The organism is Pantoea sp. QMID4 (assembly GCF_030270445.1).
Lineage (GTDB): Bacteria > Pseudomonadota > Gammaproteobacteria > Enterobacterales > Enterobacteriaceae > Pantoea > Pantoea vagans.
This window is the reverse complement of sequence record NZ_BSXL01000007.1, coordinates 155,929-173,466: the sequence shown is the minus strand read 5'-3', so window position 1 is coordinate 173,466 and position 17,538 is coordinate 155,929. Positions and strand designations below refer to the sequence as shown.

Below are 17,538 nucleotides of genomic sequence, written 5' to 3'. Positions count from 1 at the left end.
TATTAGTGGATCAGATATGCTGTCACGTATCGAATGTGATATTGCCCTGGGCGAATCAGACTGCGCAAAAATAGCAGAGATTATTCAGCGGAATATTCTCAAAATAACAGATTTGCTGGTGGGAGATTTACGCTGGTACTCACAGAACGCACAGTTAGTTCCAGGCAGTTTAAAAATTGCTTCGGTTGAATACCTGGATATGAATAGTTTTAAATTACTTTACGATTTTGACTGGAATTTATTTAGTCCCTGTCTGGATCTAAATGAAACCGTGACGCAATCTGAGCAGGTAAACTTTCACATTAAGCCCGGAGCACTTGAGTTTGATGTGATCGACAATCAGCAGCCCTCCTCTGGCGATGAATTGTAATATTTAGTAATGGAGGTGAGCAGAACTAATGGTTCTACACTATCTTTAAGGTATCCCGTTTAATAACTGCCCGAATAATCGCTTCCTGGCCGCGTTATCCAATATCGCCGCCCTGCGGCAACTGTGCTAGCTATGGAGGGGAAAAAGATGGACGAATACTCACCGAAACGGCATGATATTGCCCAGCTTAAATATCTGTGTGAGAGCCTGTTTGACGACAGCATGGCAACATTAACCGACAGCCATCACGGCTGGGTGAATGACCCCACTTCTGAAAGCAATCTGCAGCTTAACGATTTGATTGAACACATTGCCTCTTTCACCATGAATTACAAAATTAAGCATGTTGAAGATGAAGCGCTGATTTCGCAAATCGATGAATATCTTGATGATACTTTTATGCTATTCAGCAACTATGGTATCAATAGTCCGGATCTTCAACGGTGGCAACGTTCAGCAAAACGCTTATTTAATCTGTTTACTGAAGAGTGCGCTTTTCTCCAGCAACCAAGCCATTCATTATAGTACAGACATGAGAACGGTTTATTTATGAACAAAACCTTGACCAAAACCGATTATTTGATGCGACTGCGGCGTTGCCGCTCTCTGGATACCCTGGAAAGGGTCATTGAAAAAAATAAGTATGAATTACCAGAGGATGAATTAGCGGTATTTTACTCTGCAGCTGACCATCGTCTGGCGGAACTGACGATGAACAAGCTCTACGATAAAGTTCCGGGTTCAGTATGGAAATTTGTCCGTTAATCTGACGGATTGCTGCTACGTTTAATCTCCTCTTTAGTACCAGATATTCCTGCCTGCCGGCAAAGGATCGGCCCAGGCGGGTTTTGTCTGTCTGCAGTTTATGGAGAAGAGATATTCAGAGGGAGAAAATGGTGGGGGCCCTGCCAGCTACATCCCGGCACACGCGTCACCTGCTGCGGCTGCTTCCTTCCGGATCTGACCGAGTTCACAAGCTAGCATTGCGGGAGAACCAACAGGGCCCCCATTGACAAGCCCTCTTTACGAGAGCGGGGGCATTATCTGGGAAGGAGGTGGCAATTGCAAGCGTAGTCGGGACAACCGTTGTTTTCTTGAACAACCACCGCGCTGGCACTGTCTCTTGGGCCTTCCCATGCTAAAGTTAAAACCCTATTCCTGATGAAAAAAGCAGACGAAATAAGCACATGGATCAGCCTGACTCTTTCCGGCAACGTATCTGGCAAATTGTTGCCGCCATTCCCTATGGCCACGTCGCGACCTATGGTGATGTTGCGCGACTGGCGGGTTCCCCGCGCGCGGCACGTCAGGTGGGCGGTGTACTGAGCCGGTTACCAGAAGGCACCACGCTTCCCTGGCATCGTGTCGTCAATCGTCACGGTACTATCTCACTACAGGGCGACAGTCTGTTGCGGCAGCGGGATGCACTGGAAGCAGAAGGAATAGCGGTAAGTGATGAGGGACAGCTCGATCTTGAAATTTATCGCTGGAATTTCAGGCAGGAAAAAGGGGCGACAACGTCGCCCCGATAAATTAAATACGTGTTGATGCCGGAACAGCAGCCGATGGCGTCACCTGAGTGGGTGAAGTCGACGGAACAGTCGTCGCTGCGCCCGGCTGGGTTGGCATGGCTACTGACGGTACCGGTACCAGCAGCAGTTCAGCTTTGGTACCGCCCTGGTTGATGACCGGCTTCACGCCTTCAGTGACAAAGGCCAGCTTGCCGTCTATTGAGATGGCTGCGCTTAACAGAATGCGCGCGTTGGGCTGAATGTCGGCCGGGTTAAACGGTAATACAAACTGGAACGGTGCCTGTTTGCCTTCAGTACGCACCACGCGCTGCGACAGCACTTTTGATGGAGCGTCGGATACCGAGGCATCAGAAAGCGTCACGGTTAATACCGCATCCGGCGGCAGCGCAATGCGCTGGCGAATAAAGACTGAACCACTTACGTTTGGCTGCGCAATCGCGGCCGTCTGTCCTGCAACTGCAGAACCCAGCGTTGGCGTTGGCACGGGTTTACTCTTGTCGGCACATCCCGCAACAGCAACCGCAATAACTACCCCACTGAACACATGCCTGAGTTTCATTGATGTCGTCTCCATTTGATCAAAATGATTGTCGGCAGCGAATCCTGCTTACAGCGCTTCACTCGCCGTATGTGCTTAATATTGGCACAAAAATGAAATTTTGCCTGGCACAGGCAAAGCGGAAAGTCTGATTGACGTCAACTGGTCCGATCTTTCACACTGAACGGGTCACTATATTGAGGAATGCGCCATGAGTCAGGCACTGCAAAATCTGCTGAATTTATTGAATCTGGAAAAACTGGAAGAGGATTTATATCGCGGCCAGAGCGAAGATCTGGGACTGCGCCAGGTGTTTGGCGGTCAGGTGGTGGGTCAGGCACTCTATGCCGCAAAGCAAACCGTCGCGGAAGATCGCATTATTCACTCATTTCACAGTTATTTTTTGCGGCCCGGCGATAGCCAGAAAGCGATTATCTATGATGTTGAAACGCTGCGTGATGGCAAAAGTTTCAGCGCACGCAGGGTTAGCGCCATTCAGAATGGCCAGCCGATTTTTTATATGACGGCCTCTTTCCAGTCACCGGAAAGCGGATTTGAACATCAGAACCCGATGCCACAGGTGGCGGGGCCAGAGAACCTGTTAACCGAACAGGCGATGGCACAGAAAATGGCGCATCTGTTGCCAGAAAAGTTACGCGAGAAATTCATTGCTGAACGTCCGCTGGAGATTCGCCCGGTGCAGATTCATAACCCGCTTCGTGGGCATGTGGATAAACCGGAGCGTCAGGTCTGGATCCGTGCCACCGGCCCCCTGCCCGCTGACCTGCGTATCCATCAGTACCTGCTCGGCTATGCGTCCGACCTCAATTTCCTGCCGGTCGCGCTGCAGCCGCATGGCAAAGGCTTTTTAGAGCCGGATATGCAGGTCGCTACTATTGACCACTCTATGTGGTTCCATCGCCCATTCGACTTCACTGAATGGCTGCTCTACAGCGTGGTCAGTACCTCAGCTTCTGGTGCACGCGGTTTTGTCCGCGGCGAGTTCTACAATCAGCAAGGTGTGCTGGTAGCCTCAACAGTTCAGGAAGGGGTAATGCGCCAGCGCAGCGAATAGAGAATAAAAAAAAGGGGCGATTGCTCGCCCCCGATTATTCATATCAGTACCTGTCCATTACTGGTTGTAAGCATTTTCGCCGTGGCTGTTTACATCCAGACCTTCACGTTCATGCTCTTCCGGTACGCGCAGTCCGACAATCAGATCGGCCAGCTTGAAGCCGATGAAAGCGACAACGCCGGACCAGACAATCGTCAGACCCACGCTGAAGAGCTGCACCCAGACCTGATGGCCCATGGTAACGCCCTGAGCATAACCGACGCCGCCCAGTGAAGAGGAAGCAAACACGCCCGTCAGGATACAGCCGACAATACCGCAGACGCCATGCACACCGAATACATCGCACGGGTCATCGACGCGCAGCCATTTTTTCAGGGTGGTGACGCCCCACAGTCCCGCCAGGCCACCAACCAGACCGATGATTAATGCACCGCCAACGCCGACATAACCACAGGCTGGTGTAATCGCGACCAGACCCGCAATAAAGCCTGAGCAGGCACCCAGTAGTGAAGGCTTACCACGTACCGCCCACTCACCAAAGGTCCATGCCAGTACGGCGCCCGCTGTTGCCACCACGGTGTTCAGGAAAGCCAGAGCCGCGATTTCATTTGCTGCTGAAGCTGAACCGGCATTAAAGCCAAACCAGCCAACATAAAGAATAGCGGTACCGGTGAAGACCATTGGCAGATTATGTGGCTTGAATGCCTCTTTACCAAAGCCCGCACGTTTGCCCACCAGATAAGCACCCACCAGACCTGCGACAGCGGCGTTGATGTGCACCACGGTACCGCCAGCGAAGTCCAGAGCGCCATCCTGAGCCAGGAAACCGCCCGCCCAGACCATGTGTGCGATAGGTAAATATGACAGCGTCAGCCAGACACCGACGAAGATCAGTACGGCAGAGAAACGGATACGTTCTGCAATGGCACCAACAATCAGGCCCACGGTAATACAGGCAAACGAGGCCTGGAATGCTACGTGGATATACTGATAGAAACTGCCCATAACGGCGGTGAGCTGAATGTTTTTCAGCATGGCCCAGCCAAAGCCGCCAAAGAAGGCATTGCCTTCACTGAAGGCCAGTGAATAGCCGTAGACCACCCACAGCACGCAGACCAGCGAGAAGGTCACAGCAACCTGCGTCAGCATCGACAGAACGTTTTTGCCACGAATCAGACCGCCGTAAAACAGCGCAATACCCGGAATTGACATAAACAGCACCAGCGCGGTGCAAATCATCATAAATGCGTTATCAGCCTTGTCCGCAACGGCAGGCGCAGCCATTGCGAGTGAGGGTAACAGTGCCAGGCTGGTGAGGCCCAGCTTAGTGAAAATTTTATTCATTTTTATTCCATCCCATCACAGTACTGAGTCTTAATTACAGAGCGGCTTCGTCAGTCTCACCGGTACGAATACGGATGACGCGCTGCAGTTCAGCCACGAAAATTTTACCGTCGCCAATTTTGCCGGTGTAGGCCGCTTTACTGATGACATCCACCACTTCGTCTAACTGATCGTCGGCAATCGCGATATCAATTTTGACCTTTGGCAGGAAGTTCACGCTGTACTCTGCGCCACGATAGAGCTCTGCATGGCCTTTCTGACGACCAAAACCTTTCACTTCGGAGACGGTCAGTCCCTGAATGCCGATAGAGGATAAAGCTTCACGTACATCCTCCAGTTTGAATGGCTTAATTACGACGGTAACCAGCTTCATTGGATCCCCTCCAGCGAATAAATAGGTAACGTTTACGGACACGCAGGGATATAAGCAAAGCCTGTGCCAGAGTGTAAAAGTGACCTTAATCAGTGAGTCAGGCGAGACGGAGCAAGGGATGCTTCAAAGAAGATATGAAAGAGAAAGGGTGTGTGACAGGGATCGCAGCCTGAGACTGCACCCCTTTGGTGCTTCAGGCGTCAAAGGAGTGCATTTATACAGATTATTCCGATAAAGCTGCGCGAAAAAGGTGCAATTCAGCTTTCAGATGTTACAGGTGCGCCCGACACCAGACCATCCCCTGCCTGCTGCAGCTGATACATCTGCCAGTAACGTCCCTGTGTCGCCAGCAGTTGCTGATGAGTACCCTGTTCAACCACACGGCCACGATGCAGAACCAGAATTTTATCCGCATCAATAATCGTTGAGAGGCGGTGAGCGATCACCACCAGCGTGCTGTGTTGCCGTAGCGTCGCAAGCGTCTGCTGAATGGCCTGCTCGGTGCCAGAGTCAATGTTAGCGGTTGCCTCGTCGAGGATCAGAATCTGCGGCAGATCAACCAATACCCGGGCCAGCGCCAGCAGCTGCTTCTGTCCGACCGACAGGTTATTGCCCTGCTCGCCCAGCCGGGTGTGGATTCCCTCCCGCAGGGCATGCGCCAGCGGTGCCAGCTGCACCTGTTCCAGCACTGTCAAGACGGCCTCTTCGCTGATGTCGCGGCCCAGCCGCACATTTGCCAGCAGCGTATCGGCCAGCACCACCGGATCCTGCTGCACCATCGCGATACCACGTCGCAGCACGGCATGGCTCAGATCGCCAATCGGGCGATCATCAATACGGATTTCGCCGCGCGTCACCGGGTAATAACCCATTAACAGGTTAGCCAGGGTACTTTTGCCACTGCCGGTATGACCCACCAGCGCCACAAACTCACGCGGTGCGGCCTCAAGGTTGATATCACTCAGCACATCGCGGTTTTCACGGTAGGCAAAACTGAGGTTGTTCAGAGCAATACGACCTGAAGCCAGTGGCTGCTGATCGGCACCATACTGCTGCTGGGCGGCATCCATCAGCTCAAAAATACGCTCCCCGGAAACCACCGCCTGCTGCAGCATCGACTGCTGGGTGGTCAGCTCAATCAGTGGCTCATTCAGACGGCCCAGGTAAGTAATGAAGGCATAGAGCACTCCCACTTCAAACACGCCAGGCATGGAAAAACTGAACAGAATCAGCAGCCCGCACAACACCATCGCTGAAAACAGGCTCAGCAATGGACGCAGCAGAAAGCCATCGAGACGCAGCGTTTCCATACGCGCCAGATAGTGAGAGCGGCTCGCTTCGCCCATGCGCTCACCAAATCGCGCCTGCTGACGAAACTGCTGAATCACGCTCATGCCGCTGATCACTTCGTTAAAGCCGTTGTTGATGTCCGCCAGATAGCTGCGAACCCGTCGGGCAATCGGCGTGCTGTAACGCTGATAGATGAACATCACTATCAGTACCAGCGGAAAGATCATCATTGCTACCAGCGCCATGCGCCAGTCAAGACTGAACATCGCTACCATCATGGCGCCCACCAGTGCGGCGCTGCGCAGCACGGTGGAGACCACCGTGACGTAGAGATCGCGGATCACCTCCGTGTCATTCGTGACGCGCGAGATAAGCTGACCGACCGGCTGGGTATCGAAGGCGCTCAGCGGCTGACAGAGCGCCGCATTCATCACGTCGCTACGCAACCGCTGAACTACACCGATAGCGGCACGGTTAAACAACAGCGCCTGCCAGTAGTGCAGCCCGGCAGCCAGCAGCTGAAGCAGGATAAAACTGACCACCAGTCCGGCAACCAGCCCCCAGGGCATCTGATGTTTCGCCACCAGGTTATCGATAAAGTAGCTGATCAGCACCGGGCCAGTCACTTCCGCTGCAGCCGCGATCCACAGCATCCCTACCGCCAGCGACAAGGATTTACGCCATGGTTTGCCGTAACTCAGCAGGCGCTTAAGGGTTGGCCACAAGCGGGCAGGCTTAGCCATGCGGCACTCCTTTTTCATTTTCATCATCATCCAGCGCGGCTTCCAGTTGCTGGTAACGGTACATATCGCGATACCAGCCAGCACTGTCGGCCAGCGTGTCATGGTCGCCTCGCTGTGCCACGCTGCCCTGCTGCAGCACCAGAATTTCACTGGCTTCCGTCAGCGCCGACAGGCGGTGCGCGCTGATTATCAGCGTGCGTCCCTGACCCCAGATGCGCAGGTTATGCAGGATTTCGTGCTCGGTACGACCATCCACCGCAGAGAGCGCGTCGTCCAGAATCAGGATTTCTGCGTTCAGCAGCAGTGCCCGGGCAATTGAAAGACGCTGCTTCTGTCCACCAGACAGCATCACACCTCGCTCCCCGACTTCGGTTTCATAACCCTGCGGCAGCCGCAGAATATCGTCATGCACGCAGGCCAGCGTGGCGGCCTGTTCAATCTCCTGCAGGGTTGCGCCTGGTTTCCCCAGCGCAATATTGTTCGCCACGCTGTCTGAGAACAGGAAGGGTGTCTGGCTGACCACGGCGAGACGACTGCGCCAGCTGTCCAGCCGCAACTGCGGCAGCGGGATCTGATGATAACGGATGTCGCCCTGCTGAATATCAAAATGGCGCTGGATCAGGCTCAATAAGGTACTTTTTCCGCTGCCGGTTGGCCCACACAGTCCCAGCATTTCGCCGGGCTTAAGCTGGAAGCTGACATCGCTTAACACCGGAGCCGTGCTGGCCGGATAGTGAAAGGCGCGAATCGCGACCTGCAGCGTGCCCGGTTCAGGTGGCAGAGACTTATCGCCATCTTCCACCGCGGGCGCTTCCGCCAGCAATGCACCAATGCGGCTCCAGGCGGCGCTGCCGCGTTCGACGATATTGAACATCCACGCCAGGGCGAGCATCGGCCAGATCATCAGGCCGAGATACATCACAAAGCTGGTTAGCTGGCCAAGCGTCATCTGGTCATGCCACACCAGCCAGCTGCCGCCGCCAATCGCCAGCAGGTTTGAGAAACCAATAGCGATGTAGATTGTGGGATCGAAACGGGCATCAACCCGCGCCACGCGCAGGTTCTTTTCACCGGTATCGCGGGCGATATCGGTGAATTGCTGCGACTGATGCTGTTCAAGACCAAAGGATTTAATCATCCGGATGCTGGTCAGGCTCTCCTGCGTCTGATCGTTAAGGCTGGAGAAGGCCGCCTGGGCCAGTTTAAAGCGATGATGCAGCTGATTACCGTAGCGATGGATGACGATTGCCATAATGGGCATCGGCACCAGCGCCAGCAGGGTCAGCTGCCAGCTGATCTGCGTACACATCACCAGCAGCACCACGCAGCCCATTACCAGCGAGTCGACCAGCGTCAGCACCCCTTCCCCGGCCGCAAACACCACCCGATCCACATCGTTAGTGGCGCGCGCAATCAGGTCACCGGTACGGTGACGCAGATAAAATGCCGGTTGCTGCCGACTCAGCTGGCGATAGAAATCTTCGCGCAGCTCAACCGCCAGCTGGTAGGAGGCCCCAAAGAGCAGCACGCGCCAGACGTAGCGCAGCAGATAGACCACCACGGCGGTTGCCAGTATGATGCCAATCCACATCATGATGCGGCTGGTACTCATGTTGTCACGTGTGGCACCATCAACAATGACACCGACGACATGCGGCGGCAGCAACTGCAGAACAGCAATCACAATCAGCAGGATGACCGCGCCCAGATAGCGCCGCCACTCCCGCAGAAAATACCAACTTAATTGACTGAATAATCGCACAACGCTGCTCTCAATCTCAGGCCCTCATGGGGCGACAGGTAAAGCCGTGGTGTATTTAATCTCTTCCATGGCGAAGCTGGATGTCACATCAATCAGGCCGGGCACACCGTTCACTAATCGCTTGTAGAAAGCATCATAGCTCTTCATGTCCGCTACCTGAATGCGCAGCAGGTAATCATACTCGCCTGCCATCCGGTAAAAGGCCATCACCTCGGGCATGCTGCTGACTACCGAGACAAAAGCCTGATACCAGTCGCGGCTGTGCTGATGGGTCTTCACAAACATAAACGCCGTCAGTGACAGTCCGATTTTCTCTCCATCCAGCAGCGCCACCCGAGCGCGAATAATGCCATCATCTTCCAGCTTTTTCAGGCGCTTCCAGCAGGGTGTGGTAGTGAGGTTGACGGCATCCGCCAGCGCCTGCAGCGACAGCGTGCAATCCTGCTGCAGCAGTGAGAGCAGTTTAAGGTCGGTTTTATCTAACATACGGGACTCCGGGAGAATCATTTTCTCCATTACCGCGATTTTAGCGGTATTTTTGCAATCTCTTTTTCCTGCACGTGCCATAAAATAGCCGCATCACTTCTTTACCGGATGCCTGAGATGCAGACCTGCTGGATTCGCCACGCTATCAACGAAATTAACGCTGATTTTCAACGATCGGCTGAAACCCATTTAATCCGATTCGATCTGGCGGCTTTTCCCGGTATCGGGTTCTACCTGAAAGATGAGAGCACCCATCCCAGTGGCAGTCTTAAACATCGGCTGGCACGATCCCTGTTTCTCTACGGTCTCTCCAACGGCTGGATTAAAGAGAATACGCCGATTATTGAAGCCTCGTCAGGCAGTACGGCCGTTTCTGAGGCGTACTTCGCAAGGCTGCTGGGCCTGCCCTTTATTGCGGTGATGCCCGCCAGCACGGCGAAACGTAAAATTGAGCAGATTACCTTTTATGGCGGACAGTGCCATTTTGTCGAAGATCCCTGCCAGCTTTACGCAGAATCTGAACGGCTGGCACGTGAGCTGAATGGCCATTTTATGGATCAGTTTACCTATGCTGAACGCGCCACCGACTGGCGCGGTAATAATAATATTGCTGAGAGCATATTCCGTCAGATGCAGCATGAACCTTATCCGATTCCTCATACGGTGATTATGAGCGCGGGCACCGGCGGCACCTCGGCGACGCTGGGCCGCTATATCCGTTATCAGGGCCTGGAAACGAAACTGCTGGTGGTGGATCCGCAGCATTCGGTATTCTTTGATTACTGGCAACAGCGCGATGCAACGCTGACCAGCACGCGTGGCAGCATGATCGAGGGAATTGGCCGTCCGCGCGTGGAGCCGTCGTTTATGCCTGACGTGATTGATGAAATGATCAAAGTGCCGGATGGTGCGACGCTGGCCGCCATGCTGAAGCTGGAAAAGATCCTGGGACGCAAACCGGGCGCCTCTACCGGCACCAATTTCTGGGGCATGATGCAGGTGGCGAAGCGGTTACGGGCAGCGAATCAGCAGGGATCCCTGGTGACACTGCTGTGCGACAGTGGCGAACGTTATCCCGATAGCTACTATCAGCCAGAATGGGTGGCAAAACATATTGGCGATATCACGCCGTGGCAGCGCGAACTCGAATAAAAAACCGGACATCCTGTCCGGTTCACGGCAATCCTCAGCATTCGGGGGAATACGCGAGGTCGGGTGTAGCCAGCCAGTGATTTAAATAGTGAGACACCGCCTGTGTCTCGCAATGCCCTAACACCGGCAGATGCGGTAGCGCGGCTTTCAGCTGCGCCATCGCATTGCCCATAATGAAACCCCGTCCAACCTGCGACAACATTTCTCTGTCATTCATTGCATCCCCGAACGCCATACACTCCGCCAGCGTCAGTGACAGATGGTCGCACAACAGTGCCAGCGCGCTGCCTTTGTTGCAGCGGGCGGGCAACACTTCCAGACAGTCCACCGCAGAGAAGCAGATATTTGCCTGCTCACCCAGCGCCGCGTCCAGTTCTGTTTTCAGCTGGCACAGATGCTGATGCTGATCGATAAAGCAGATTTTTGTTACCTGATGCGCGGGCAGCCTTTTCAGATCGCACAGCTGATAGCCAAATCCGCTCATCTGATGGGCCACCAGCAGCTCAGGCTGGGGTCGATCGGTAAACCATCCCTGATCGTTAAAAACGTGGATCGAGGCAGGTATTTTCCAGTGGCGATGGATGACCTCTTCGGCTACAGCTGAAGGCAAATCGCGGGCAAAGATCAGATTGCCAGACCGATCATGTACGCGGGTGCCATTCCCGGTAATCAGCCACGCGGGCAGCGTTAATTTCTCCCGCAGAATCTGCATCTCCAGCAGATGGCGGCCCGTCGCCAGCGCCAGATTAACGCCGCGCAGATGCAGCGCCTGCAGACTGTCCAGCGTTTGCTGACCCAGTTGATGATCCGGCAGCAATAATGTGCCATCCATATCGAATGCGGCTAAACGCATTATGGTTACCCTCCTGCTGAAAAGATGAGCTTACTATTGCCTGTTAATTACGGAACTAATAGTGAATACTTTTAAAAAACTGTTCCGGATTTACGATGCGTCAGCTTAACCGCCTTAATCAGTTTCAGCGCCTGTGGCAGCAGAGCCAGGGCGTCCCTCAGCAGACCTGCGTGGCAGAGATGGCGCGCCACTGCATCTGCAGCGAGCGCCATCTGCGCACGTTACTGTCACAGTGGCAGCACGCTGGCTGGCTTAGCTGGCATGGTGAACCAGGCCGTGGCAAACAGGGTCAGTTAGTGTTTCTGCATACGCCTGAACAGTTACGGCAGCAGTTGCTGCAAAAACAGCTTGATGCCGGAGAGGCAGCTGATGCTTTACAGCTGCTGGATCTGCCACCAGAAAGGCTGATTAATATGCTGAGGCCGTTAATGGGTGGACAGTGGCAGAACGACACGCCGGTTCTGCGCATCCCCTACTATCGTCCCATGGAGAGTACCGAGCCACGTCAGATTACCGGAAGGGCTGAACAGCATCTGGTTCGTCAGATCTATTCCGGTCTGACCCGTTTTGAGCAGGATGAGCCGGTCGGCGATCTGGCACATCACTGGCAGCACGATGAAGCGTCCTGTAGCTGGTTATTCTGGTTGCGGCCTCAGCTGATGTGGCATAACGACGAGCCGGTGCAGGCCGCGCAACTGGTGGTGCAGTTCCGCCAGCTGCTGCAGGATACGCGTGTCAGGAGATTGCTTGCCGATGTGGTCAGCGTGGATGCGCCTCACCCGCTGGCGGTGCGGTTTAACCTGCGACAACCTGATTTCTGGCTGCCTCACCGGCTTGCCCATCTTTTGTGCCTGCTGCCCCATCCCGATTATCCCGCTACGGGCAGCGGGCCCTGGAAACGGGCGCACTTCAGCGCTGAACTGGTCAGGATTGAAAGTCATGCGCGCTGGCATCTGCAGCGTCCGCTGTTGCAGGCGGTAGAATACTGGATTACTCCTCAGCTGTTTGATGCCGCACTCGGCAGCAGCTGTCGCCATCCGGTGCAGATTGCCATTGGTGATGCCGCTGAACTCAGGACATTAAAGCCGGTCAGCAGTAGCATCAGTCTCGGCTTCTGTTATCTGGTCTGCCGCCCGCGAGCCGGATTTACCCCCGATCAGGCGCGCACGCTTTTCCAGCTCATCCAGCAAAGCGGCATCGTCAGCCGGTTACCACTGGATGAGGGGTTAATTACCCCCAGCAAAGAGCTGCTACCCGGCTGGGAAGTACCGCTTATTGATAGTGTTCCGGCACCCTTGCCTGCAACCCTGACGCTGCATTATCAGTTGCCGGTTGAGCTGCATCAGATGTCACAGGCACTGGTCGCCCTGTTAAAACAGCACGGCTGTACTCTGAACGTCGTTTTTCACCCGGTGAAAAGCTGGCATCACATCGCCCCGCCTGATGAGGCGGATATCGTGATGGGCGATCGGCTGATTGGTGATGCGCCGGTCTTCACACTGGCCAGCTGGTTACAGATTGACCCGCTATGGCGTCGGCTGTGGCCCACACCGCAGGGCGAAGAGATCCAGGCGAAACTGCTGGCTATCCAGCAGATAGCAGACGGAGACAGTCGTACCCGTGCGCTGCAGCAGCTTTATCATCAACTGATGACGGACGGCATCCTGCTTCCCCTGTTCAATTATCGATACCAGATTTATGCCCCCCCTGCCGTTGAAGGGATTGAACTGAACACGCTGGGCTGGTTTGATTTCAGCCGCGCCTGGATTCCGCCACCTATTCATCCGCCTTGCAGCTGTTCAGCGGCGGACTGAGGCATTACCATAAGCGCAAAATTAATTATCAGGGAAACACCATGAAACGCGCGGTTGTAGTTTTCAGCGGTGGACAAGACTCCACTACCTGCCTGATTCAGGCTTTGCAGCTTTATAATGAAGTTCATTGTGTCACTTTCGACTATGGACAACGCCATCGGGAAGAGATCGATGTCGCCCGCGATCTGGCGATAACACTGGGTGTGCGCGCGCATAAAGTACTGGACGTGACCATGCTGAACGAACTCGCCGTCAGCAGCCTGACGCGGGATAACATTCCGGTGCCGGCTTATAATCCTGAGGCCAGTGGATTACCCAGTACGTTTGTACCAGGACGCAATATTCTCTTTCTGACGCTGGCCTCAGTTTACGCGTATCAGGTCGAAGCAGAAGCGGTCATCACCGGCGTCTGCGAAACCGATTTTTCCGGCTATCCCGACTGCCGCGATGAGTTTGTCAAAGCGCTGAACCATGCGGTGTCGCTTGGCATGGCACGCGAGGTACGTTTTGAGACGCCGCTGATGTGGCTCAATAAAGCGGAAACCTGGGCGCTGGCGGATTACTGGCAGCAGCTTGCGCTGGTTCGCGAGCAGACATTGACCTGCTATAACGGCGTGAAAGGTGACGGATGCGGTGAGTGCGCAGCCTGTCATTTACGGGCCAATGGCCTGCAGGGTTATCTTAGCGATCGGGCGCGCGTAATGGCAGCCATGAAAGCAAAGAGCGGCCTTAACTAAGGCGGTATGACATGGCGGCAAAGCAGTTTGGTTTGCCGCTTTTTATCGGCTTATGCCATCAGACGCAACAGCCGCTCACGTAACTCCCCTTCCAGCGTAACCGCCTTCTGGGTTCGCAAATCAATACAGACAAAAGTGAGTGCGGCATCCGCCACCACCGTCTCCTGACCTGCCAGCAACACCCGCTGGGCAATAATGCCGCTTTTGCCATTTAACTGCGTAATCTCACTGTCGATAATCAGTACGTCGCCCAGCACGGCCGGGCGACGGTAGTTGATGTTGATATTGACCACCACAAAAGCCAGTTTCTGCTCCAGCAACCAGTGGAACGCTTCAGCCTCTTCCAGCCATTCCCAGCGCGCCTCCTCAAGAAACTCAAGATAGCGCGCATTGTTGACGTGCTGATAAACATCCAGATGATAGCCACGCACTTTTATGGTTGTCTGCATGATCATGCTCTCCTGCTACAGTAAGTTAACTGGTTGGACCTGTTCACTTTAGCAGAGTCGTCTGGTTAGCGTAGTTTAAGCATCGCAGATGTGTACTGACTCACAATTTCAGCCGGGCCGTATTTCGCTCTATCAGCGCATTACCGATACCCGGTACCTCGCTGAGTTGCTGAATCGCGCTAAAGGGCCCGTACTGTTCGCGATAGTTCACAATCGCCTGAGCTTTCTTCAGCCCCACACCATTCATAGCGGCTGAGAGCTGTTCCGCTGTCGCTTCATTAATGCTGACCTGCTCCTGCTTTGACGGCAGCTGCGAGGCGGTGTCCGGCTTCGGTGCAGGATGTGCGTTCTGCGAGACCGCTGGACTGGCAGGTTCAGGTGCTGCAGAGACGCTGCCGTGACAAAGTGCACCGCCCAGTGCGAGTGAGAGATAAAAGGCAACGAGTTTAGATTTAGCCATGCTGTGTTTCTCCTTGTGTGTAAACAGCAGCGACAGAGTGGCACTACGCCGCACAAGGCTCAAAAGCCGGATTTCAAAAATGGAAAAGGCCGCGAATGCGGCCTTTGATTGTTACAGTCGTTGCGTAATTTTTGCGAGGCTTACTGCATTTGTGCGGCAGCGCCGTACTTGATTTTGGCCTCTTTACGCAGGTTTTGCAGTAAGGCTTCAAACGTCAGCTGCGCATTATTCTGCGTAACGCCTTTGACCATTTCGTCAATCTGCGCCTGCGGCATACTGCCGGTTTTAACTTTATCTACCGCCACCAGCACCACATTGCCCTGCATATCTTCGCTGACACCCCATGAGGGCTTATTGTCTACAGGCTGAGGCAGATTAAAGGCGGCCTGTGCCACCGGATCCTGCGCATTGCGATCAACGGTTTTGCTGACGCTCAGTGTCAGGCCTGCTGAAGTCAGTGCTTCCAGCTTGCCCGCTTTGAGATCGGTCAGCAGTTTGTCGGCCTGTGCTTTAGCCTGCTGTGTCGCTTTGTCATGCTTAAGCGTATCCGTAATCTGCGCCCTCACCTGCTCCAGCGGTTTTACCGCTTCCGGTTTGTGCTCGCTGATACGCAGTACAAAGGCACGGTCGCCATCGACGGTGATAATATCGGAGTTATTACCCGGTGCACCGTTCTGACCCACCAGACCACCGTTAAAGATCGCCTGCTTCACCGCATCGAAGTTAAGCGCGTCTGGCAGCGTGTCCTGACTGAACCAGCCGGTCTCTTTCGCTTTCAGACCCGAAGCCTGCTCGGCACCCGTCAGTGACTCATTGTCATTGCTGGCCGCTTCACTGACTTTCTGCTGCAGTTTGTAGAAGGCATCAACGCCCTTCTCCTGCTTCACTTTCGCTGCAACAGCGCTGCGAACCTCATCCAGTGGCTTAACCTGCTCTGGCTGAATGTCGTCGAGACGAACCACCAGGAAGCCTACTGACGATTTGATCACGCCTGACATCTGGCCTTTCTCGGTCAGACCCGCATTTTTCAGCTCATCCGGCGTGGTTGACGGTTCCAGCCAGCCCATATCACCGCCCTTACGCGCAGAGATGGGGTCGATTGATTTGGCTTTCGCCACATCTGCGAAGCTGGCGCCACCTTTCAGCTGAGCCAGTACCGCATTGGCATCCGTTTCAGTTTTGGTCTGAATGACGCTGTAGCGATTACGCTGTGGTTGCGAGTAGTCTGCTTTATGCTGGTCGTACCAGGCCTGAATATCTGCTTCGCTGGCATCCTGCTGCATGCTGGCGGCATCCATCAGAATGTAGCTGACGCGGAACTGTTCCGGCGCCATAAAGCTGGTTTTATGCTGCTGATAGTACTGACTGATTTCGTCGTCGGTGACGGTTTGCTTCGCCGCCAGGGCATTGACGTCCAGCGTCGCCTGACGAATATCACGTTGCTGTGAAACCAGGTCCACCAGTTTGCTGGCTTCGCCTTTCAGCGTGAAGTCTGTGTTGGCCACGGCATTGATCAGCTGCTGATTGGAGAGTTGCTTACGCAGTGCTTCAGCATACTGGTCGGCGCTGAAACCCATGTTGCCAATCAGCGCCAGATATTTAGCATTGTCGAATTTGCCGTTGGTCTGGAAAGCCTGCTGATTGAAGATAGCCTGCTTAACCTGATCGTCACTGATGCTGAGATGAAGCTCTTTGATGTAGCTGTCGAGCAGCGCCTGGTCGATCAACTGCGACAGCGCCTGCTGACGCATCTGCTGCATGAAGCCATCGTTGCTGGCCAGCTGCGAGAACTGGTCACCCAGCATCTGCTGCTGGCGACTGCGTTCGCTGTTAAACGCCTGCTCCAGCTGTCCCCGGCTAATCTCCTGACCGTTAACTTTGGCCGCATAGTCGTTATTGCCGCCAATCAGATAGTTGCCAACGCCTGTCAGCACAAAAGAGACGATAATCAGTCCCAGAATAATCTTGAGCACGACATGGTTCGACGCCGCGCGTAAATTGTCCATCATGGTATGGCAACACTCCGCTGTAGTGTGAATGTAAAGCTCGGTCGCAATTCGCCACTGGCTGGCGACTCACGCAACTGCTGGCTTAGCTGGCAGTCTCAATCCGGTCCAGGTCCATCTTACGGCCCGATTCTCACCGGTTAAAACAAAAAAGGCACATCTCATTGATGTGCCCGTATGTTACATGAGAACGGGTTAATCGTCCTCTAATCCACTGAAGAAAATGCGTCAATGAATCTATTCGTTGTTATTAATTGACGGCGTCTTTCAATGCTTTACCAGCACGGAAACCGGGTACTTTACCAGCCGGGATGGTGATCTCTTTACCGGTTTGCGGATTGCGGCCGGTACGTGCAGCGCGGTCACGCACAGAGAATGTGCCGAAACCCACCAGAGCCACTTCATCACCCTCTTTCAGCGCATCTGAAACTGAGCCCATAAATGCATCTAAAACACGTCCTGCTGCAGCTTTAGAAATATCAGCATCAGCAGCAATTTTGTCGATCAATTGTGACTTATTCACTCTCTTCATCCCCTCTTTTATTATTTCACAT

At 54.1% G+C, this 17,538-nt stretch carries 19 protein-coding genes and 1 other RNA gene; 8 read left to right on the top strand and 12 right to left on the bottom strand.

Annotated elements, in window-relative coordinates:
- Positions 1-16 precede the first annotated feature (16 nt).
- From QSK07_RS16850 to hha, 3 genes are all read left to right on the top strand, one after another.
- Positions 17-370 carry a hypothetical protein gene (locus tag QSK07_RS16850; RefSeq protein ID WP_275219956.1) on the top strand — a complete coding sequence of 118 codons (354 nt, stop codon included), beginning with the start codon at positions 17-19 and terminating at the stop codon, positions 368-370.
- 147 nt (positions 371-517) lie between these two features.
- Positions 518-895, top strand: a complete 378-nt coding sequence (gene tomB / locus QSK07_RS16845; RefSeq protein WP_013357010.1) for an Hha toxicity modulator TomB — start codon at positions 518-520, stop codon at positions 893-895.
- Positions 896-919: 24 nt separating this feature from the next.
- Positions 920-1,135 (top strand): hemolysin expression-modulating protein Hha, encoded by a 216-nt coding sequence (hha, locus tag QSK07_RS16840; RefSeq protein ID WP_003850458.1) that lies wholly within the window; start codon positions 920-922, stop codon positions 1,133-1,135.
- A gap of 138 nt (positions 1,136-1,273) precedes the next feature.
- On the opposite strand, the gene ffs is transcribed toward hha, so the two are convergent.
- An RNA gene (ffs, locus tag QSK07_RS16835) (signal recognition particle sRNA small type) lies at positions 1,274-1,370 on the bottom strand.
- Positions 1,371-1,557: 187 nt separating this feature from the next.
- Between ffs and QSK07_RS16830 the strand changes: the two genes are divergently transcribed.
- Complete coding sequence (locus tag QSK07_RS16830) at positions 1,558-1,902, top strand: MGMT family protein (RefSeq protein ID WP_285720914.1); 345 nt, start codon at positions 1,558-1,560, stop codon at positions 1,900-1,902.
- A 1-nt stretch (position 1,903) separates the two neighbouring features.
- Here QSK07_RS16830 and QSK07_RS16825 read toward each other — a convergent pair whose 3' ends face one another.
- Positions 1,904-2,461 carry a YbaY family lipoprotein gene (locus tag QSK07_RS16825; RefSeq protein ID WP_098051301.1) on the bottom strand — a complete coding sequence of 186 codons (558 nt, stop codon included), beginning with the start codon at positions 2,459-2,461 and terminating at the stop codon, positions 1,904-1,906.
- Between the two features lie 190 nt (positions 2,462-2,651).
- Between QSK07_RS16825 and tesB the strand changes: the two genes are divergently transcribed.
- Positions 2,652-3,515 (top strand): acyl-CoA thioesterase II, encoded by an 864-nt coding sequence (gene tesB / locus QSK07_RS16820; RefSeq protein ID WP_285720915.1) that lies wholly within the window; start codon positions 2,652-2,654, stop codon positions 3,513-3,515.
- Between the two features lie 57 nt (positions 3,516-3,572).
- On the opposite strand, the gene amtB is transcribed toward tesB, so the two are convergent.
- The 5 genes from amtB to QSK07_RS16795 form a co-directional block, all read right to left on the bottom strand.
- On the bottom strand, positions 3,573-4,859 hold the full coding sequence (gene amtB / locus QSK07_RS16815) for an ammonium transporter AmtB (protein WP_013357006.1): 1,287 nt from the start codon (positions 4,857-4,859) through the stop codon (positions 3,573-3,575).
- A 34-nt stretch (positions 4,860-4,893) separates the two neighbouring features.
- Positions 4,894-5,232 carry a P-II family nitrogen regulator gene (glnK, locus tag QSK07_RS16810; RefSeq protein ID WP_003850469.1) on the bottom strand — a complete coding sequence of 113 codons (339 nt, stop codon included), beginning with the start codon at positions 5,230-5,232 and terminating at the stop codon, positions 4,894-4,896.
- Between the two features lie 257 nt (positions 5,233-5,489).
- The gene (locus tag QSK07_RS16805; protein WP_285720916.1) at positions 5,490-7,265 is read right to left on the bottom strand and encodes a SmdB family multidrug efflux ABC transporter permease/ATP-binding protein; all 1,776 of its coding nucleotides are present in this window, start codon (positions 7,263-7,265) and stop codon (positions 5,490-5,492) included.
- On the bottom strand, positions 7,258-9,027 hold the full coding sequence (locus QSK07_RS16800; protein ID WP_285720917.1) for a SmdA family multidrug ABC transporter permease/ATP-binding protein: 1,770 nt from the start codon (positions 9,025-9,027) through the stop codon (positions 7,258-7,260). The genes QSK07_RS16805 and QSK07_RS16800 overlap by 8 nt, the downstream gene beginning before the upstream one ends.
- Before the next feature lie 24 nt (positions 9,028-9,051).
- Positions 9,052-9,513 carry an Lrp/AsnC family transcriptional regulator gene (locus tag QSK07_RS16795; protein ID WP_285720918.1) on the bottom strand — a complete coding sequence of 154 codons (462 nt, stop codon included), beginning with the start codon at positions 9,511-9,513 and terminating at the stop codon, positions 9,052-9,054.
- A 117-nt stretch (positions 9,514-9,630) separates the two neighbouring features.
- Here QSK07_RS16795 and QSK07_RS16790 point away from each other — a divergent pair, with 117 nt between their 5' ends.
- The gene (locus tag QSK07_RS16790; protein ID WP_285720919.1) at positions 9,631-10,665 is read left to right on the top strand and encodes a PLP-dependent cysteine synthase family protein; all 1,035 of its coding nucleotides are present in this window, start codon (positions 9,631-9,633) and stop codon (positions 10,663-10,665) included.
- A 34-nt stretch (positions 10,666-10,699) separates the two neighbouring features.
- On the opposite strand, the gene cof is transcribed toward QSK07_RS16790, so the two are convergent.
- Positions 10,700-11,521 (bottom strand): HMP-PP phosphatase, encoded by an 822-nt coding sequence (cof, locus tag QSK07_RS16785; protein WP_285720999.1) that lies wholly within the window; start codon positions 11,519-11,521, stop codon positions 10,700-10,702.
- 92 nt (positions 11,522-11,613) lie between these two features.
- Here cof and QSK07_RS16780 point away from each other — a divergent pair, with 92 nt between their 5' ends.
- Together QSK07_RS16780 and queC are read left to right on the top strand one after the other, a co-directional pair.
- A complete protein-coding gene (locus tag QSK07_RS16780; protein ID WP_285720920.1) occupies positions 11,614-13,332 on the top strand; it encodes an SgrR family transcriptional regulator in 1,719 nt (572 codons plus the stop codon).
- 41 nt (positions 13,333-13,373) lie between these two features.
- Positions 13,374-14,069, top strand: coding sequence for a 7-cyano-7-deazaguanine synthase QueC (queC, locus tag QSK07_RS16775; RefSeq protein WP_275219960.1), 696 nt, complete (start codon positions 13,374-13,376; stop codon positions 14,067-14,069).
- 50 nt (positions 14,070-14,119) lie between these two features.
- Here queC and QSK07_RS16770 read toward each other — a convergent pair whose 3' ends face one another.
- The 4 genes from QSK07_RS16770 to hupB form a co-directional block, all read right to left on the bottom strand.
- On the bottom strand, positions 14,120-14,518 hold the full coding sequence (locus tag QSK07_RS16770) for an acyl-CoA thioesterase (RefSeq protein WP_285720921.1): 399 nt from the start codon (positions 14,516-14,518) through the stop codon (positions 14,120-14,122).
- Between the two features lie 100 nt (positions 14,519-14,618).
- Positions 14,619-14,978 carry a helix-hairpin-helix domain-containing protein gene (locus tag QSK07_RS16765; RefSeq protein WP_098051308.1) on the bottom strand — a complete coding sequence of 120 codons (360 nt, stop codon included), beginning with the start codon at positions 14,976-14,978 and terminating at the stop codon, positions 14,619-14,621.
- Between the two features lie 140 nt (positions 14,979-15,118).
- A complete protein-coding gene (gene ppiD, locus QSK07_RS16760; RefSeq protein WP_285720922.1) occupies positions 15,119-16,987 on the bottom strand; it encodes a peptidylprolyl isomerase in 1,869 nt (622 codons plus the stop codon).
- 247 nt (positions 16,988-17,234) lie between these two features.
- A complete protein-coding gene (hupB, locus tag QSK07_RS16755; RefSeq protein WP_033731763.1) occupies positions 17,235-17,507 on the bottom strand; it encodes a nucleoid-associated protein HU-beta in 273 nt (90 codons plus the stop codon).
- Positions 17,508-17,538: the final 31 nt, after the last annotated feature.

Bases quoted from the DNA above. Each gene is read 5' to 3' on its own strand.
- amtB (WP_013357006.1), bottom strand. From the start codon at position 4,859: ATGAATAAAATTTTCACTAAGCTGGGCCTCACCAGCCTGGCACTGTTA.
- QSK07_RS16805 (WP_285720916.1), bottom strand. From the start codon at position 7,265: ATGGCTAAGCCTGCCCGCTTGTGGCCAACCCTTAAGCGCCTGCTGAGT.
- QSK07_RS16830 (WP_285720914.1), top strand. From the start codon at position 1,558: ATGGATCAGCCTGACTCTTTCCGGCAACGTATCTGGCAAATTGTTGCC.
- tomB (WP_013357010.1), top strand. From the start codon at position 518: ATGGACGAATACTCACCGAAACGGCATGATATTGCCCAGCTTAAATAT.
- QSK07_RS16770 (WP_285720921.1), bottom strand. From the start codon at position 14,518: ATGCAGACAACCATAAAAGTGCGTGGCTATCATCTGGATGTTTATCAG.
- ppiD (WP_285720922.1), bottom strand. From the start codon at position 16,987: ATGATGGACAATTTACGCGCGGCGTCGAACCATGTCGTGCTCAAGATT.
- QSK07_RS16795 (WP_285720918.1), bottom strand. From the start codon at position 9,513: ATGTTAGATAAAACCGACCTTAAACTGCTCTCACTGCTGCAGCAGGAT.
- glnK (WP_003850469.1), bottom strand. From the start codon at position 5,232: ATGAAGCTGGTTACCGTCGTAATTAAGCCATTCAAACTGGAGGATGTA.
- QSK07_RS16790 (WP_285720919.1), top strand. From the start codon at position 9,631: ATGCAGACCTGCTGGATTCGCCACGCTATCAACGAAATTAACGCTGAT.
- QSK07_RS16850 (WP_275219956.1), top strand. From the start codon at position 17: ATGCTGTCACGTATCGAATGTGATATTGCCCTGGGCGAATCAGACTGC.
- QSK07_RS16780 (WP_285720920.1), top strand. From the start codon at position 11,614: ATGCGTCAGCTTAACCGCCTTAATCAGTTTCAGCGCCTGTGGCAGCAG.
- hha (WP_003850458.1), top strand. From the start codon at position 920: ATGAACAAAACCTTGACCAAAACCGATTATTTGATGCGACTGCGGCGT.
- queC (WP_275219960.1), top strand. From the start codon at position 13,374: ATGAAACGCGCGGTTGTAGTTTTCAGCGGTGGACAAGACTCCACTACC.
- QSK07_RS16825 (WP_098051301.1), bottom strand. From the start codon at position 2,461: ATGAAACTCAGGCATGTGTTCAGTGGGGTAGTTATTGCGGTTGCTGTT.
- QSK07_RS16765 (WP_098051308.1), bottom strand. From the start codon at position 14,978: ATGGCTAAATCTAAACTCGTTGCCTTTTATCTCTCACTCGCACTGGGC.
- tesB (WP_285720915.1), top strand. From the start codon at position 2,652: ATGAGTCAGGCACTGCAAAATCTGCTGAATTTATTGAATCTGGAAAAA.